We start from the raw sequence: 18,605 nt of genomic DNA, 5'->3' as shown, positions 1-18,605 counted from the left end.
CTAATTTAGCTGAGTAAGTATTATGGTGGAGGAATTGCCGTCGGTGTTTTTAGTAGGGCCGATGGGAGCAGGGAAGACAACCATCGGTAAATTGCTGGCTAAGCAGTTGGGGCGCACCTTTGTAGACAGCGATTGGTACATTGAATCGCAGACAGGGGCTGATATAGCTTGGATATTCGCTAAAGAAGGCGAGGCGGGCTTCCGTGAGCGTGAAACGCGCGCCATCGATGAGTTGACTCAAAAAGACCAAATCGTCTTAGCGACTGGTGGTGGCGCTGTAATGTGTGCTGAAAACAGAGCGTTTTTGCATCAGCGCGGTATCGTGGTTTATTTGAATGCGCCAGTTGATGTGCAAATGGCTCGCACAGCTAAAGACAAATCACGACCACTGTTACAGCAGCCAAATCCTAGAAAAATCTTACAAGATTTATATAGCACTCGTGATCCCTTATATCGCCAAGTCGCTCATATTATTATGCCAACTGGTCATACTTATCCCCGTCATATGGTCAATCAGCTCTTACAGCAACTAGAGTCATTTACTGACTCGACTGCTATAGCACCAGAAGATAAAGAAAATTAACCATAATGATAAACTTTATCAAGGCGTGTCCTCATTTAAAAATGGCGATAAAAATCAGGACGCGCCCTAGTTAAGCTCAGTTACTTTTATCTTATTCAAAATGTTTAGGGAGTGTTTAATGGCAACGCCACTGTTTCATGACGGTTTAACGGTTCATACGCAAAGCCATGACTATCCAATCGTCATTACTGAAAAAACAGCGATAGATCACAACAGTATGGCAAAGCTGATCACACCTTATATTCGTGGTCGCCAAGTATTGATTGTCACTAATGATACTGTTGCGCCTTTATACCTAAGCGCTTTAGAGAAAGAGTTAACAGAGCAGTTCACTGTGCGTGTTTGCGTATTGCCAGATGGTGAGCAATATAAGCATCAGACCAGTATCAATCAAATTTACGATGTATTGATGGCCGAGCATTTTAATCGTGACGTTACGCTTATTGCTCTAGGTGGTGGCGTTATTGGTGATATGACAGGCTTTGCTGCAGCAAGCTTTATGCGTGGTGTGAATTTTATTCAGATTCCAACCACGCTACTGTCACAAGTGGATTCGAGCGTTGGTGGTAAGACGGGCATCAATCATCCTCAAGGCAAAAATATGATTGGCGCTTTTTGGCAGCCGCAAATGGTACTTGCTGATATGAGTACGCTCAAGACTTTGCCAGCGCGCGAGTTGTCAGCCGGGTTGGCTGAGGTTATTAAATACGCGCTCATTATGGATGTCACGTTTTTAGATTGGCTGGAAGTCAATCTGCCAGCGATGATGGATTTGGATTTAGCGGTACTTGGTGATGCCGTAAAACGCTGCTGTCAGTATAAAGCGAATGTCGTCGCGCAAGATGAAAGAGAGTCAGGCGTGCGAGCATTGTTAAACTTCGGTCATACTTTTGGTCATGTCATTGAAACACATGAAGGCTATGGCAATTGGCTACACGGTGAGGCAGTCGCTGCTGGCATGGTACAAGCCGCAGAGTTATCACAAAGAATGGGATGGTTAACGGCCGAGGACGTTGCTCGTATTAAGCGTATTTTAACCTTAGCAAATTTGCCCATCACCCCGCCACGCATTGATACACAAACGGCGCTAAGCTTGATGGGACATGATAAAAAAGTGAAACACGGACAAATCCGCCTGATTTTGTTAAAATCACTAGGTCAGGCCGTATTGACCAATGATTTCGATGAAGATCTTTTACTCGAGGTATTGTCACAACACCGCGTATAATGTCTTAAAGCTTTAGTGCTCATGAATACTCACTGAACTCAACGGTTTAAAGCAGACTGGCTCGCCGCCATTCTACTTACTGCGCATCTCTTGAATGCGGTCAACTTTATTTTCACCAAGGATACTCCCATGGCAGCTTCAAGATCGACGCCGCGTACCGCTAGCCAGTCATATCGCCGTCAAGCGTTGATTTGGCTGATAATGACCTTGCTGCTGGGTGTGGTTACGGCTCTGATTTGGATGTTTAGTCAAACGCCAGCGATGGGTGCCAAAATTGAAAATGCCCCCATATCAGCACCGCAACCATTGAGTGCTGAGCTTGAGCAGCCCTTAAAAATAGAGTCGTTACACGAGCTTGATACCGACGTGCAGCCCATTAGTTTTGATACGACGGTGCGTGATTTGCGCAATTATCCTGCTGAGTTTAAAGACAAACGTTATTTGTTGGCGAATAAAGGTAAGTGGACAGTGCAGGTGATGAATGTCGCCGAAAACGATGTGATTGTCAGTTATCTAGAAGGACGCGCAGACCGTAATAAATTTGCTTATTTCCGTTATCTTGACGATGAAAATCAAGTTCGCTATATGTTAACTTATGGGCTCATGAGTAGTCCACAAGAAGCCGTTGGCGCGGCAAAACTGATAGACTTTAAGTTGCCAGCCAATGTGCGCGTGTTGCCAGAAGAGATCAATCGTTATGTCGGTATCATTGATAATTATGAACGCCCTGATCCAGTTAAAGATTTGAGTACCAGACGCACACGTTCTGTTGATTTAAAACCGACTAAGCGCGAAGTGCCAGTGCGCCAGCCACTGCCAGAAACGGATAATGGGGACAATGCTGGTCGTAGCAGTCAAGAAACTGCCAGTAACAGCGACAATGAAAGTATCCGTCAGTCAGCGGATACCTCCGATACTTTATCAGTCACTGAAGAGCGTATTGTTGGCAATGAAGAGGAAGTATCATCTGTTACTACGCCTAAAAATGAAGGTAGTGGAACTAAGTCTGAATCAGAGAATAAAAAACCAGCGACATCAGGCACTGAAAATACCACTAAAAAACCCCCAGTAGTCGCAACACCAAAGCCGCCAAGTAGTACCAGTAGCACAAATTCTGGCGCAAACACTACTAGCAAGAATACCAATCCTCCTAAGAGCAATAACGACAGCATAAAAACACTGATAGAAGACAAAACTAATTAGAGTATGTTTGTCCTTTGAGCATATCGTTGATAGTTATGATAACCTCGTTACCACTATGATTGACAAAAACCCACTGACAAGCTGGTTAGTGGGTTTTTTTGTGGAGCATCATAAAGCATATAATTAGTGCTAAAAATACATTTCCAAAAGAAGTTGATCTTAATTAAGTATCTCAACTAAGCCTTGTCACAGATACTATGTATCAAAATTTGCATAGAACATTTAATCATCCTATAACCAATAGTAATAAGTTCTCTTACAAAATATGGTGGGTGAATCGATAGAAAAGACTAGATTTTTTGTCCGTCATTAACTAATATAACTGTGGGCGACGTTCTGTATAGTTATCGTAAAAATTGTTTTTTAACAATGAATTGGTAAACTTCTATCATTTAAAAGATACGTTACTAAAATTTTTTGTCTCAAGCGTTGTCACTTGCTATCTATAATTAAGCTATCGCAAGTGGCGCAACCTCTCTTATTATCGCTCTCTTTAGAGTGAATGAAGCGCTTGATTACAGAGCGTCAGATATTCAAAATTAATCAAATGCACGGTTATTACATGCGTAGTCAATCAGTCTGGATTGCTAGGCATGGTGTGATAACAAGTGACACTCAAGATAGCGACATTGCGTTATTGATGATTAGGTAACGGGTATACAGGGCTGTATGTCATTGCCAAGGGCGACCGTTTACTATCTTTTAATATGTTAATGATCTATTGAAACATCATTCAATGACTGGGAGTGCCAGAGCTTTCACCTTAGTCTCAAAGTATGATGTCTATGAGCGTCACACCATTTATTAATTCGGATATACGAATATTAATTATTAGCCCGTTCTGCTTACGGTCTTCAGTTTATGATCTGCATTGGATGCATAAATTGCCCGTTCACCTAAAAGGACTAGCCATGTCAATGATTTCCTCGCAAACCCACCTGGCCACGCCAGATGACTTTTCTGATAACTGTGGTTTTGGTTTGATCGCTCATATTGAGGGACAAGCCAGCCATGATTTGGTAAAAACTGCTATTCATAGTCTAAGCTGTATGACCCATCGCGGCGGTGTTGCTGCTGATGGTAGAACGGGTGATGGTTGTGGTCTACTACTGGCGACGCCTGTTGAGTTTTTTAGAGGTATTGCTGCTGAGCAAGGGTTCGCGATTACTAACAACTTTGCAGTTGGTATGATCTTTGTCAATTTAGATGAGACAAAAGCTTGTGATAGCCAGCAAGTGCTTAGCGATGAGATTGTCGCCCAAGGATTAGAGGTTGCTGGCTGGCGTGATGTGCCGCTTGATTTGAGCATCGTCGGTGACATTGGCCGTGAGACTTTACCTGATTTTAAGCAAGTGTTTGTCAACGCACCCGATGATTTGGCAGCGGATGACTTTAACCGTAAACTGTTTGTCGCACGCAAAAAAGCAGAGCAGCGCTTGGCTGATGATGAGCTGTTTTATGTGTGCTCATTAAGCTGTCAGACGATTATCTATAAAGGTTTGGTGATGCCATCAGACTTGCCAGCATTTTTCTTGGATCTACAAGATGCGCGTTTGGCATCGCATATCGTGGTATTTCATCAGCGTTTCTCCACCAATACCTTGCCGCGTTGGCCCTTGGCTCAGCCGTTTCGTTATCTTGCCCACAATGGCGAGTTGAACACCATCACAGGCAATCGCAACTGGTCTGAGGCACGGACGCCAAAACTAAAATCAGACAAACTGCCCAATTTGAATGAATTGACGCCACTGGTGAACAGTACGGGCTCTGACTCATCAAGCTTAGATAATATGCTTGAAGTCCTCATGTCAGGTGGTATGAATCTATTCCATGCGATGTCGATTCTCGTGCCACCTGCTTGGCAGAATGTCGATAGCATGGATATGGATTTGCGCGCCTTTTATGAGTTTTATTCGCAGCACATGGAAGCGTGGGATGGTCCAGCAGGTTTGGTGATTCAAGATGGACGCTATGCGGTCTGTATGCTTGATCGTAACGGTCTACGCCCATCGCGCTGGGTGACGACCAAGAACGGCTATATCACCGTTGCCTCTGAAGTTGGTGTGTGGGATTACTCGCCAAAAGATGTATTGGCAAAAGGACGCGTTGGCCCTGGTCAAATGCTCGTTATTGATACTTTAACGGGTCAAATTTTAGATACTAAAGCGATTGCGACGTTACTGAAAAAAGCCCATCCGTACCGTAAATGGCTGCGTGAAGAAGCAACCCGTATCCGTGATGATGAGCGTTTAGAAGAAGAATTAGCAGCGCAAACATGCCGTGGTAATGAGCTAAAAACACTGCAAAAAATGTATCACATCACCAATGAAGAGCGTACTGAAATTATCCGCCCCAACGCCGAAAATGGTCAAGAGCCTGTCGGTTCAATGGGTGATGATACGCCCATGGCAGTGCTGTCGCAGCAAATCCGCCATGTCGGTGACTTTTTCCGCCAGCAGTTCGCACAGGTGACCAATCCACCGATTGATCCATTGCGTGAATCTATCGTGATGTCATTGCAGACCTGCCTCGGTGCTGAGACCAATGTGTTTGCGCCATCAGCGCGAGATGCACACCGTATTATCTTATCGTCGCCTGTACTGTCAGCCAGCAAGATGCAGCAGCTTGAGACCTTGGGCGATCCAGCCTTTAAAATGGCGCGTATTGATTTAAACTATGATCGCACCCTTAAGTTATCAGAAGCCATCATGGCTATCTGCGAGCAAGTGGCTAACAGCATCCGAGCTGGTCACACTTTGATTGTGTTGTCTGATAAACACATCGATGCCGATAAAGTACCAGCCAACGCCATCATGGTGACTGGTGCGGTGCATCATTATTTGATTGGTCAAGGTATTCGTACTGATGCTAATTTAATCATTGAGACTGGTCTGGCACGTGATTCGCATCAAGTGGCAGTATTGATTGGTTTTGGTGCGACCTGCGTTTATCCTTACTTGGCTTATGATGTTATTGATGACTTGGTAGCGACTGGCGAGCTGCTTGGCGATCCGATTCAAGCGCGGGTTAATTTCCGTAAAGGCTTGGATAAAGGCTTGCTAAAAATCTTATCAAAAATGGGCATCTCGACCATTGTTTCTTATCGAGGCGCGCAGTTATTTGAAGCAGTGGGTCTCTCTGAAGAGGTGGTAAGCCTGTGTTTCAAAGGCGTACAGAGTCGTATTAAAGGTGCAACCTTTGCTGACTTAGCTGCCGATCAAGCACAGCTAGCGGCGAATGCTTTCAAGCGCCGCGCGCCACTCGATCAAGGTGGCTTACTGAAGTTTGTCTTCAACAAAGAATATCATGCCTTTAACCCAGACGTGATTAATAGCCTGCATACCGCGGTTCGTACGGGTAATTATGATAATTATCGTCATTATGCTGATTTGGTTAATAGCCGTCCTGTGGCGACCTTGCGTGATTTATTGCAATTAAAAACAGATAACTCTATCGATGTGAATGACGTAGAGGATATCTCATCCATTCTGACGCGCTTTGACTCGGCGGGCATGTCGTTAGGGGCATTGTCACCTGAAGCCCATGAAGCGATTGCCATGGCGATGAATACCATCGGTGGACGCTCAAATTCTGGTGAGGGCGGCGAAGATCCAGTACGTTATGGCACGTTGCGCAACTCAAAGATCAAACAAATTGCCTCGGGTCGTTTTGGCGTCACCCCAGCGTATTTGCGTTCAGCCGAAGTGATGCAAATCAAGGTTGCACAGGGTGCCAAGCCGGGTGAGGGAGGTCAGCTGCCGGGTGGTAAGGTCAATGCTCTGATTGCGCGCTTACGTTATTCTGTACCGGGTGTGACGTTGATTTCACCTCCGCCGCATCATGATATTTATTCTATCGAAGATTTGGCGCAGCTGATTTTTGACTTAAAGCAAGTCAATCCAGATGCCTTAGTATCGGTGAAACTGGTCTCACGTCCGGGCGTTGGTACTATCGCGACTGGTGTGGCAAAAGCCTATGCCGATTTAATCACTATTTCAGGCTATGATGGCGGCACAGCAGCCTCTCCGCTATCGTCTATCCATCATGCAGGCTCACCATGGGAGCTAGGACTGGCTGAGACCCACCAATCACTACGAGTAAATGGCTTGCGTCATAAAGTTCGTATTCAAACTGATGGTGGTCTAAAGACAGGACTTGATGTGGTAAAAGCCGCCATCCTTGGGGCAGAAAGCTTTGGCTTTGGTACCACGCCGATGATTGCCGTTGGTTGTAAATACCTACGCATTTGCCATCTTAATAATTGCCCGACTGGAGTTGCGACGCAAAAAGCCAAGCTACGTGATGAGCATTTCATTGGCGAAGCGGAGATGTTGATTAACTTCTTTAAATTTGTAGCAACGGAAACGCGCGAATGGCTTGCCGCCCTTGGTGTGCGTAGTATGGAAGAGTTGGTCGGACGGACTGACTTGCTTGAAGTATTAGAAGGCAACACGGATAAGCAGCGTCATTTGGATTTAACGCCATTACTATTTAGCCATCCGGCCAGTAGTGGTAAAGCCCAAACCTGTCAAGTTGAGCGTAATGAGCCGTTTGATAAAGGCTTACTTGCTGAACAGATGATTAGTGATATGCTGCTCAATATTCGTCAAGGTAATGGCGGCGATTATAGCTATTATGTCGGTAACTGTGATCGCTCTATCGGCGCGCGTATCTCTGGTGAGATTGCGCAAGTATGGGGCAACCTTGGCATGAGTGATATGCCAATTAAGCTGCATCTGACTGGTACTGCTGGGCAGAGTTTAGGCGTCTGGAATGCAGGTGGTCTAAATATTGAGCTAGAAGGCGATGCCAATGATTATGTCGGCAAAGGCATGGCTGGCGGTGAGATTGTTATTTATCCACCAAAAGACTCAAGCTTTACGGCGCAAGAGACCGCCATCATTGGTAATACCTGCTTATATGGCGCAACGGGCGGCAAACTATATGCAGCTGGTACTGCTGGCGAACGCTTTGGGGTGCGTAACTCTGGCGCGCACGCAGTCATCGAAGGCACAGGCGATCATTGCTGTGAATATATGACAGGCGGTATTGTCACTATTCTTGGGCGTACGGGTCTCAACTTTGGGGCAGGTATGACAGGTGGCTTCGCTTATGTGCTTGATATGGAAGGTGATTTCTTTGACCGTTGTAACCATGAGCTGATCGATCTTAACCGTATCTCAAGTGAGCAAACCGAAGAGCATCGTATTCATTTGCAGCAAGTGATTGAAGCGCATGTTAATAAAACAGGCAGCGCGTGGGGTCAGACGATATTGGCTGACTTTGAGCACTATGTTCGTAAGTTTTATTTGGTGAAGCCTAAAGCGGCAAACATTGCGAGCCTTCTCAAAACCACCATGGCTGACCCACAATAGCTTTGCTTGGATTATCCAATGTTCCGCTTTTAAAAGCCTTTTAACTCAAAGGTTTTCAGCAGGTAAGTGACGGTCACGATATAAACCTCTTAATTTTGCGATAAATGAGACATCGTTGACTGTCACCGCCCACTTTAAAAAAGCTTGATATAAAAAGCCTCATATTAAAGAGACAATACCATGGCAAAACGCTTAGAAAATAGTTTTCAGTTTTTAGATGTACCACGGCTTGAGCCGACCAAAAAAGACATCGCCACGCGCTCAACGGAGTTTGTTGAAATTTATAAACCGTTTGAGAGTGAAGCCGTTGCGCAGCAGTCGCACCGCTGTCTGGAGTGTGGTAACCCTTATTGTGAATGGAAGTGCCCTGTACATAACTACATTCCTAACTGGCTCAAATTGGCTACCGAAGGGCAGATATTTCAAGCGGCTGAATTGTGTCACCGCACCAATACGTTGCCTGAGGTCTGCGGTCGCGTCTGTCCACAAGATCGCTTATGTGAAGGCGCTTGTACCTTAAATGATGGCTTTGGCGCTGTGACCATTGGTAATGTCGAAAAGTACATCAACGATACCGCCTTTGCACTTGGCTGGCGTCCGGATATGTCTGATGTGGTTTGGACAGATAAAAAAGTCGCGATCATCGGTGCAGGGCCAGCAGGTTTGGGCTGTGCGGATATACTCGTTAGAAATGGCGTAAAACCAGTTGTGTTTGATAAGCGTCCTGAAATTGGTGGTTTACTGACCTTTGGTATTCCAGAATTTAAAATGGAAAAGGACGTCATGCGTAACCGCCGTGTCATCTTTGAAGGCATGGGCATGGAATTTCGTCTTGAGACGGAAATCGGTACTGATATTAGTATTGATGAACTGTTAAGCGAGTACGATGCGGTATTTATGGGCATGGGTACTTACACTTATATGCGTGGCGGCTTTGCTGGTGAAGAGCTTTCCGGTGTTCATGATGCGCTAGATTACCTAATTGCCAACGTCAATCGTTGCAACGATTGGGAAAAAAATCCTGAAGAATATATCGACTTTAAGGGCAAAAGAGTGGTGGTGCTAGGTGGTGGCGATACTGCGATGGATTGTAACCGTACCAGTATTCGCCAAGGCGCTGAGCAAGTAGTCTGTGCCTATCGCCGTGACGAAGAGAACATGCCAGGTTCGCGCCGCGAAGTCGTCAATGCTCGAGAGGAAGGCGTTGAGTTTCTATTCAATCGTCAACCGACAGAAATCATTGGCTTGAATGGTAAAGTGAATGGCGTCAAAGTCGTCACGACTCACTTGGGTGCGCCAGACAACCGTGGTCGTCAGCGTCCTGAGCCGATTCCTAATTCAGAAGAAATTATCCCATGTGATGCCGTAATTATGGCTTTTGGCTTCCGTCCTAGCCCTGCTGACTGGTTTGAGTCTCAGCAAGTGGCAATGGACAGCTCTGGTCGCGTGCTGGCAGCGGAAAAGCAAACCTTTAAATTCCAAACCAAAAACCCCAAGATATTTGCTGGTGGTGATATGGTACGCGGTTCTGATTTGGTCGTGACTGCGATTTGGGAAGGTCGTGAGGCCGCTGAAGGTATTTTGGACTTCTTAGAGGTATAATGGGTTTGGTTTACATCCAATTATTGACAGCTCTATTTCGATCTCAAACGTCTTTTGCCTTTTAACAGGTAAGAGACGTTTTTTTTGATATCAGCAGTACATGATGGTTCGATATTACTTTTCATTGACTATATATTCTTCAATTAATAAGAGTACCTGTGCGTGAAACCAAAAATTTGGCAACGATTTACTGCACCATTCATTGAACCTTATGCGCGCTATCAGCACGCTGATATCTTGCACGCCATACGTATCGGTGCAGCCATCGTGTTTGCGCTGTTAGCCAATCAAATAAGCCGTTTTCCACATGGGGAATGGACGACGATTACCGTCTTTATTATTTTGGGATTGCTACAGTATCAAGGCGCTATTTATACCAAAGCCAAAGAGCGAGTACTAGGCACGGTTTCGGGTATTGTCGTGGCATTTGCAATCTTATGGTTCAATAAAGGGACGGGTGCTTGGCTAGGGATAGAGTACCTGCTTATTGGTATCGTCAGTGGGATTATTGGTTATTTTTCGGTCAGGCGGCTAGGGTATACTGGGTTACTCACTGGCATTACTATGCTGATGATCGTCTCTAACTTGAATCAAGTTAATATGGCGCAAGATGGTGTCTATCGTGCACTCAATATCTTAATCGGTACAGGTATTGCGGTCATGGTGACAGTGATCTTACCTCTAAAGTCGACGTTGATGTGGCGATTTTTATTGGCAAATAATTTAGAAGCCTGTAGTAATCTTTATGCTGGTGTCGGACATCATATTGATGCTGAAATAGTGGCTCCCAAGTCGCTTGTCTATACTAGAGCAAAAAGCTCAGCTAGCCTGTCTTATCCTCAAAATAGCACTACTGCAGATATGCCTGTCAATAAAGCGTTGATAAAATCGCTGCAGCAAATAAACAAGCGATTACTCGCAGTACGTCCACATATCGCTGCAACAGCAAGCGAGTCCGGCATTCATAAAGAGACGATAGAAACGATTCAGCGTACCCATCGCAATATCATCGGTACCATCGATTTATTGCTCAGTGCAGCACCGCGTTTGGCGAATATCGATATCGACGATGATAATCATACGCTACTGATTCACTATCAACACGAGCTCACCCAAGCCATGCAGCATATCGCGGCAGTACTACGCAGTCCAAGCGATCAGACTTTTCGACCTATTACGCGTATTGCGCTATCAGAATATCCTAGCGTACAGTATGCAACGTTTGAGTGGCAAGGATATTTTTGGTTGACGCAAACGTTGCAAGCACAACTGCAACAGTTAAGTGATCTGCTACAAACGACCAAACCGCAGTGGTATGCTGCTTCTGGTCTGCGCTATCAAAGGCGTGAGCAGCGTAGAATGAAAGAGCAGGGGGGCGAGTCCGATTTACACTTGTAAATATAGGAGATGCTGGCAAGTATTTGTCAGCACCTTTCAGCATTACCAATAGCCAAATGCTATGTTGTTAGGGTGTTTTTTTGTCGTTATGTGCTAGCATGTTTTGACCTTCAGCGTCTTTTATCTTTTAATAGGTAAAAGGCGTTATTTTTTGATCATGACTTTATCCGTGCTTTATCAGTGGTTAAGCCAGTAGCTAGAATTTAACCGATTTTTTCTTCCTTCACTTATAAGAGATACCCTGCGTGAAACCGACTTTTTGGCAACGATTTACCGCCCCGTTTGTAGAGCCTTATGCCCGTTATCAGCATGCAGATGTTTTGCATGCCATACGTTTGGGTCTGGCTGTACTTATTGCGCTCTTGTTAAATGAGTTTACGCACTTGCCGCATGGTGAGTGGACGACCATTACTGTGTTTGTGATTTTGGGTTTGTTACAATATCAAGGGGCGATTTATACCAAGGCTAAAGAGCGGATATTGGGTACTTTGCTTGGGGTAGTGGTTGGACTTAGCTTCTTATGGCTGATTAAAGATATCGGTGGCTGGCTGTGGTTATATTATGGGCTGATTGGCATTATCAGTGGCATCATCGGTTATGTGGCAGTCAAGCAATTGGGCTATATCGGTCTGCTGACAGGTATTACCATGCTGATGATTGTGTCGAGTCCTGACCACAGCAATATTACTCAAGATGGCTTATATCGCGCGTTCAATATTTTGCTTGGTGCAGGAGTAGCAGTGGCCGCGACGTTAATTTTACCGTTGAAGTCAACGTTGATGTGGCGGTTTTTGTTGGCCAGTAATCTTGAAACCTGCAGCAATTTGTATGCAGGGGTTGGCAATCATATTGATGCGGATGTCTTAGTGCCCAAGCCGTTTAAGTATAGTAAGGCGACCAGTTCGGCCAGTATTATTTATCCATCGAACAGCTCTATACCAGATACACCCGTCAATAAGTCTTTGGTGAAAGCGCTACAAAAAATCAATAAGCGTTTGCTTGCCGTGCGTCCGCATATCGCAGCGACAGCTAGCGAATCGGGTATTGAAAAGGAAACACTAGAGACTATTCAGCGTACCCATCGTAATATTATTGGTACGATTGATTTACTGTTAAGTGCGGCACCGCGTTTGGCTAATATTGAGATTGATGATGAAAACCATATTTTGCTTATTCATTATCAGCACGAATTGACGCAAGCGATGCAGCATATGGCGGCGGTATTACGTAGTCCAAATGATGAAGTATTTCGACCGATTACGCGCATCGCCGTATCAGAATATCCAAGTGTAGAAAACTTAGGCTTTGAATGGCAAGGCTATTTTTGGCTGACCCAAACCTTACAAGTACAGTTGCAGCGACTTAGTGATTTATTACAAACCACCAAACCGCAATGGTTTGCTGCCTCTGGTCTACGCTATCAGCGCCGCGAACAGCGCCGTATTGAGCATAAAGGTAGTGAAACTGATTTGCACTTATAAATATAGTAAATCCTATATAAATCAGATACGGTGTCAGGCTCGATTAGTCTACTATTGTTAATAATTTCGCTCGCCTTCCTTGTATCCAAATTATATTGAACCGACTATAAAAGCTAAATAAAAGCCAAGAAAGAATAAATAAATAAAAAACGCTGACGTTATTAAGTCAGCGTTTTTTTGCGGTAACAGTTATTAAAAAAAGTTATTAAAACGAGCTATAAAAAACAGCTATCAACAAACAGTGATTAACGACCAGTTTTTAGCTTGTCCCAATACTGCTGATAGACTTGCAATGCTTCATCGCCGACATCTTCTTGGAACTCCGCTTTTGCCAGTACGTCTTTGCTCGGATAGATGGTTGGATTGTTTCTCACCTCTTCTGGCATCATCTCACGCGCAGCCATATTAGGCGAGGCATAACCAATCTCTTCGCTGACGATTTTAGAGTTCTCAGGACGCAGCAAGTAGTCAATAAACTTATGGGCTGCATCGACTTGTTTGGCGTTTTTCGGAATCACAAAATTATCCATCCACAAGATAGCGCCTTCAGTTGGATATTTATAAACCAAGCTGGTCAAGCCTTCGTTATTGGCGATGATAGCTTCACCATTCCAGCTCATACCAACCGTGGTTTCGCCTTCCATATAAGGCATGCGCGAGGCATCCGAGTTAAAGGTCTTCACATTTGGCATCAAGGTCGTGAGTTTCTCATAAGCGGCTTTGATTTCGTCAGGATTTTTACTATTACCTGAATGCCCAAGGGTCAATAGCGCCATGCCAAACACTTCGCGCATATCGTTCATCAGCATCACTTGCCCTTTATACTCAGGACGCCATAAATCGTTCCAGCTATTTACGCTTGCAGGATCGACCTTGTCACCATTAATGGCAAGACCGGTGCTGCCCCACATATAAGGAATCGAGTATTTGTTTTCTGGATCAACCTTGGTGTTGGTAAATGAGGTATCGAGATTCTTAAAATTGCTCAACTTGGATTTATCGAGCTCTTGCAGTAAGCCTTCTTTGGCCATTTTTTCGACATAATAGGTCGACGGAATCGCTAAGTCATATTGGCTAGAGTCATCGAGCAATTTAAGCTTGGCATACATGGCTTCATTAGAATCGAAGGTGGTGTAATTGACCCGAATGCCTGTCTCTTCAGTAAAGCCATCGAGAATCTCTTGCGGCATATACTCTGACCAGTTATACAGATTGAGCGTTTCAGCACTCGCCGCTGTACTATCAGCCGCCGTATTGTCTGACTTGCTACAGCTAGCAAGTGCTAGCCCAACAGCCACGGCTAATAGTGCTTTTGGTAGTATACGAGCGCTACGAGCAATGTTTTGGGGCGATGATAAATGAGTCAAAATATCTCTCCTAAATAAGAATGATGCAAATGAGTAAAAAGTTAAGTGATAGATAATGGAAGCTAAGGGCTAAATACTAAGTGCTGAATATAAGGTATCGAGCCAGTTGTGAAACTATTATGGCTATGATTGTTAAGAATTTAAAGGGCAAGGAAGACGTTCGTTCTTCATAATATTGTTAAAAGTGGCGCTGATGAATGGCTGAAGAATCTATAAAAGCACAAATATGAGATTTACTGCTGAATTTGAGTAAGATAATAAGCGTAAATAATCATGCTATGATGAGAGCTGCTTTACCCTTAAGCCATGAGTTTACAACGTGGTTTTTATAAGATGCAAAGATTACCGATAAAATAAAAACAATCGAATGTTAATTAAATGGTTCGAATTAAAAGAGGCAAAAGATGAATAATCGTAAACGCGCTGGACTGATTACTGCTGTGCTTGGCATAATTGCCTTTATGACCATGTTTAACGCTGGCTCGCCGACACCTATCGTTAATTGGCCGGTTGAGACGTACATGGGTTTGGCATTTACGATTGGCTGGTTGAGTAATGTGCCTGTTTGGTTGGCCTATGTGCTGGCAGCGGTGGTGCTTATTTTGATTGTTGTCGGATTTTATAAAATCGGTAGTTGGATTTATAGTTTAATGACGAAGCGTGGTTAGATTTTGCTAGGACGTGTCCTTATTTTAAAAATGAAAACACGTCCTAGATAAATAGCAATTTGCAAAGTCTGATTATTAAGACGCAATATGAAACTGCTCAAGCACCGACTGAATACCGCGCTCTTCAATCGTACCTGTGACAAAGTCTGCACGTGCAATCAATTCTTGCTTTGCATCGCCCATTGCCACCGCATAGCCGACCAAGTCAAACATCTCTAAATCATTCATTCCATCACCGAACGCCATACACTCACTGGCATCTACCCTATAGTATTGACAGACGTCTTTAATGCCTCGCGCCTTGGATGCCTCTATCGGTAAGATATCTGCGCCGATATGATGCCAATGGACGAGCTTTAAATCGTACTGGGCAAAATCGACGTCCTGCATTTTCTCATGTTGATTGTTAAAAAATACTGAACACTGATAGACGGTATTCCCTTTATGGTATTCAGGGTCAACGATAGAGTTTGGCGTGATGGCATTAAACTCGCGCAAGCGTTCATTTTCACCTGACCAAGCGATATGGGTGGCAGAGTCAAACTTATGAATCAACTCGCTCTGTTGGCACAGACGCACGATTGTATCCGTTTGCTCAGCGGACAACGGATAGTGGCTAATTCGACCCTTTTTATCAAAACTATACTGTCCATTCATACAAATAATCGCATCTAAGACATCAGCTTCGAGCAAGGCTAAAATATCTGCTGGCAATATGGCTTTGGAGCGTCCCGTTGAAATCACCAGCTTAATATCAGTATCTGCAAGCTCCTCAAGGGTCGCTTTGTTGTGTTCGGCGATGATGCCATTGCGGCTCAAGGTATCATCGATGTCAAAAAAGATGATCTTGGGTGTCGGAGTTTTGATAGTCATACTTTCTTTGGCGATTTTGTCTTCGATAAACATGATGATCCTATTGTTTTTTAGTCGTTTCAATACCAATGATTTAGATACTACTACAACACACCCAAAGAGATAAATACCTATAGAGTAACCTGCGATGATGCAAATTTGGCTACTGCTGCGGTATTCGCGTTGCTGGCATTGCGATTGATTTGCGCTTATTCGAAGGGTTAACAAAAACCCTAAACGATATAATTAACTTAAGAGTGGCTATTTATTATAAGGTTAAGATTAACGATCAATATCAGTTAATAAAATGATGAACGGTTTTTATCAGTGTATCCGCTACCTGAAGGAGCTAGTATGAAAATTTTTACCTTAAAATCAGTCACCGCTTTGACGGCACTGGCAACATTGGCACTATCTGCCAATGCCTTTGCAATGGATGTTAAGTTTAACAATGCTGCTTGGAATGGCAAAAAAATACCTGAAGGGCAGCAGTGTCTAAACTATGATGGCAAAAATCCAGCCACGCCGAGCATGACGGTCTCAAACATTCCGATGGGCGCGGAGAGCTTGGTTTTCGTTTATAACGATGTGAGTAATAAACGTATGCAACATGGTGGACATGGCATTGTAGAGTTTAACCTACCAGAAGGTGCTACGAGTGCTGAGATTCCACGTGTGTTTGGGCATACTTATGAAGTGCCAGTTGGGATTGAGATGGTCGCGGAATATCGTAGCCGTGCAGGGGAAGCGGGAGGGGCGTATAAACCACCTTGTTCAGGTGGCAAAAACCATCTGTATACGGTAGATGTGCAGGCATGGCAAGGCGATAGTGTGCTTGCTGAGACAACGGTTGAGATGGGTCGGTATTGATGCCTTAGTCGTTTTAATGAGCGTAAAAAATCCGTCTATACCGCGTGTATAGACGGATTTTTAGTAAGAGTAAGTGATGTTTGCAACGACGGAGCCATGAGTAAGCGTGGGTCAGTCGTATGTTAGGGTTGAGACCGTGCTATAGGAAGATATAGATTAGACTTGTTAATTATTAGACTAATGATATCGCAGTCATTGTGCCAAGTTTTATAGTACAATTGTACTCCGAGAAGTATAGGCGTCTTATCCCATTAAAATTCCAATGGTTATTTCTAGAAATACAATGATGCTAGATGACAAAAAACCACTAAGAAAAAAAATTTTATTGATTATACTTTATCTTAAATTAGATCAGGTTTTTATAAATAAGGTTTCTCATGACTATAGCGACAAGCCATACTCCAGAAAGCAAAAAAATAAATGGCGAGCATATTCTTATCAACATGATATATATCGCCAAAAATGTCGACCTAGATTCGGGAATCGAGCTGACTCGTGCACTTGAGTATTGGCGAAGGTATTTTGAAGAAAACAATATAGCTTCAGCTTTAGTCATTAGTGAAGGTTATTTCGTTCAAAGTTTTCAAGGGACAAGGCCCGCTATCAATATTGCCTTAGAAAAAATACTTGACGAGCATTCAACCATTTTTCCCAATATTGTTAATATAGAGGAAATAGAGTCGCGTCAATGGAATGGGTTTTTAGTGAAACATCTAACATCAAGCGCTGAAGATGAAGAGTATGCCTTAAAAAGCTTCTCAGCAGGTTCTGACTATAATCCCTATCTAATGACAAGTGCTCAGATTAAAAGCTTTTTGACAGCAATTTTTAAAGATGCTGAATCCAATAAGCCTTAGATAAGTTCTCTATTCTGATTAACGTAAAAAAGCCGTCTATACATTGTGTAGGCGGCTTTTTAGTGGGAAGCAGCTTTGTTTCATGCACTGATACTGACAAGACTTTTATCACGGTTGAAGTTAATGTACTTTGGGTCAATGACCAAAATCTTCTGTTCAATTTCATGTTCTGAAAGATGGATTAGTATTTTATGGTGAATAATCTGAGATTTTAGCTGCTCAGTAAGCTCAGATAGATTAACCCAGTTTTTATTCACACCTTGCTTCCTAACCATCTTATCAACGGTTGTGCGAACTATTTCAATGAAGACGGGAAAGTTGAATTTTCTGACAAACATATGACTATCTTCAACCTTGCATTCAAACTTTATCAGTTTTTTTAATAAACCTGATAAAGTTGTACGTCCGTAAGTTCGGGTATCAAAATCCGGTCTGACATTGTTAATGTATTTTCCTACTACTGCTAAACTTGCCCAACCTTCATCATCAGAATTATCTTTAATGGCTTTATAAATTAAATTGAGAGTAGGTATGTCAATCTCGGTATTTTCGTTATCAATGGAATTTGCTTGTAAAGTTGCTGTTTTCCTATCGATTTTGATTGTATCCGAATGAACCTGATAGGATGAATTATCTGCGATTAAAGTTTTACTTTCAGGCTCAGGTAATAAGTTTTCGACGTAAATGAATTTATCACAGGCATTTACAAATGACTTAACCGTACTTTGTCTGCCAAATCCATACACCAATAAACCGCTTTCACGGATACGAGATGCGAGTGGGGTAAAGTCGCTATCACTTGATACGATACAAAAACCATCTAAATCTCCTGCATATAATATATCCATAGCATCAATCACCAACCTCATGTCTGTAGCATCTTTTTGAGTTACATAGGCAAACTGCTGTACAGGCGTAATAGCGTTAGGTAAAAGCTTATCCCTCCATGATAGTAGTGCCTCGATACTCCAGTCCCCATAAATACGCTTTACACTAGCAATACCATATTTAGCAATTTCTTCTAGGATAGGTTCAATATGACGATGTGATGAATTATCAGCGTCAATTAGCACGGCAAATTTTTTCATTCTTACTTTCTCATTTCAATATATATTCAAAGG

The 18,605-nt window shown here is 43.4% G+C and carries 13 protein-coding genes; 10 read left to right on the top strand and 3 right to left on the bottom strand.

Annotated features, from left to right (window positions below):
- The first annotated feature begins 22 nt into the window (after nucleotides 1-22).
- The 7 genes from aroK to JMW94_RS05950 all read left to right on the top strand — a co-directional run bounded on the left by aroK (nucleotide 23) and on the right by JMW94_RS05950 (nucleotide 12,870).
- Nucleotides 23-583 carry a shikimate kinase AroK gene (gene aroK, locus JMW94_RS05980; RefSeq protein ID WP_045453412.1) on the top strand — a complete coding sequence of 187 codons (561 nt, stop codon included), beginning with the start codon at nucleotides 23-25 and terminating at the stop codon, nucleotides 581-583.
- A gap of 118 nt (nucleotides 584-701) precedes the next feature.
- Nucleotides 702-1,811 (top strand): 3-dehydroquinate synthase, encoded by a 1,110-nt coding sequence (gene aroB / locus JMW94_RS05975; protein ID WP_201602892.1) that lies wholly within the window; start codon nucleotides 702-704, stop codon nucleotides 1,809-1,811.
- A gap of 129 nt (nucleotides 1,812-1,940) precedes the next feature.
- Nucleotides 1,941-3,014 (top strand): hypothetical protein, encoded by a 1,074-nt coding sequence (locus JMW94_RS05970; protein ID WP_201602889.1) that lies wholly within the window; start codon nucleotides 1,941-1,943, stop codon nucleotides 3,012-3,014.
- Nucleotides 3,015-3,925: 911 nt separating this feature from the next.
- A complete protein-coding gene (gene gltB / locus JMW94_RS05965) occupies nucleotides 3,926-8,389 on the top strand; it encodes a glutamate synthase large subunit (RefSeq protein ID WP_201602886.1) in 4,464 nt (1,487 codons plus the stop codon).
- A 180-nt stretch (nucleotides 8,390-8,569) separates the two neighbouring features.
- On the top strand, nucleotides 8,570-9,991 hold the full coding sequence (locus JMW94_RS05960; RefSeq protein WP_201602883.1) for a glutamate synthase subunit beta: 1,422 nt from the start codon (nucleotides 8,570-8,572) through the stop codon (nucleotides 9,989-9,991).
- A gap of 162 nt (nucleotides 9,992-10,153) precedes the next feature.
- Nucleotides 10,154-11,389, top strand: coding sequence for an FUSC family protein (locus JMW94_RS05955; RefSeq protein WP_201602880.1), 1,236 nt, complete (start codon nucleotides 10,154-10,156; stop codon nucleotides 11,387-11,389).
- Nucleotides 11,390-11,634: 245 nt separating this feature from the next.
- A complete protein-coding gene (locus JMW94_RS05950) occupies nucleotides 11,635-12,870 on the top strand; it encodes an FUSC family protein (RefSeq protein WP_087814763.1) in 1,236 nt (411 codons plus the stop codon).
- 245 nt (nucleotides 12,871-13,115) lie between these two features.
- On the opposite strand, the gene JMW94_RS05945 is transcribed toward JMW94_RS05950, so the two are convergent.
- Entirely contained in the window at nucleotides 13,116-14,237 is a 1,122-nt protein-coding gene (locus JMW94_RS05945; protein ID WP_201602877.1) for an ABC transporter substrate-binding protein, read from the bottom strand.
- Between the two features lie 404 nt (nucleotides 14,238-14,641).
- On the opposite strand from JMW94_RS05945, the gene JMW94_RS05940 reads away from it, so the two are divergent.
- Nucleotides 14,642-14,905, top strand: a complete 264-nt coding sequence (locus JMW94_RS05940) for a hypothetical protein (RefSeq protein WP_193009072.1) — start codon at nucleotides 14,642-14,644, stop codon at nucleotides 14,903-14,905.
- Nucleotides 14,906-14,980: 75 nt separating this feature from the next.
- Here JMW94_RS05940 and JMW94_RS05935 read toward each other — a convergent pair whose 3' ends face one another.
- Nucleotides 14,981-15,811, bottom strand: a complete 831-nt coding sequence (locus tag JMW94_RS05935) for an HAD family hydrolase (RefSeq protein ID WP_227685435.1) — start codon at nucleotides 15,809-15,811, stop codon at nucleotides 14,981-14,983.
- A 300-nt stretch (nucleotides 15,812-16,111) separates the two neighbouring features.
- On the opposite strand from JMW94_RS05935, the gene JMW94_RS05930 reads away from it, so the two are divergent.
- A complete protein-coding gene (locus tag JMW94_RS05930) occupies nucleotides 16,112-16,627 on the top strand; it encodes a hypothetical protein (protein ID WP_201602874.1) in 516 nt (171 codons plus the stop codon).
- A 377-nt stretch (nucleotides 16,628-17,004) separates the two neighbouring features.
- The gene (locus tag JMW94_RS05925) at nucleotides 17,005-17,484 is read left to right on the top strand and encodes a BLUF domain-containing protein (RefSeq protein ID WP_201602871.1); all 480 of its coding nucleotides are present in this window, start codon (nucleotides 17,005-17,007) and stop codon (nucleotides 17,482-17,484) included.
- A gap of 80 nt (nucleotides 17,485-17,564) precedes the next feature.
- Here the strand turns inward: JMW94_RS05925 and JMW94_RS05920 are convergent, their stop codons facing one another.
- Nucleotides 17,565-18,572: an NYN domain-containing protein gene (locus JMW94_RS05920; protein ID WP_201602868.1), complete on the bottom strand. Its 1,008-nt coding sequence runs from the start codon at nucleotides 18,570-18,572 to the stop codon at nucleotides 17,565-17,567.
- Nucleotides 18,573-18,605 lie beyond the last annotated feature (33 nt).

The sequence above is a fragment of the Psychrobacter immobilis genome (assembly GCF_904846185.1).
GTDB classification, from domain to species: Bacteria; Pseudomonadota; Gammaproteobacteria; order Pseudomonadales; family Moraxellaceae; genus Psychrobacter; species Psychrobacter immobilis_B.
This window is presented reverse-complemented; position numbering and strand designations above follow the sequence as displayed.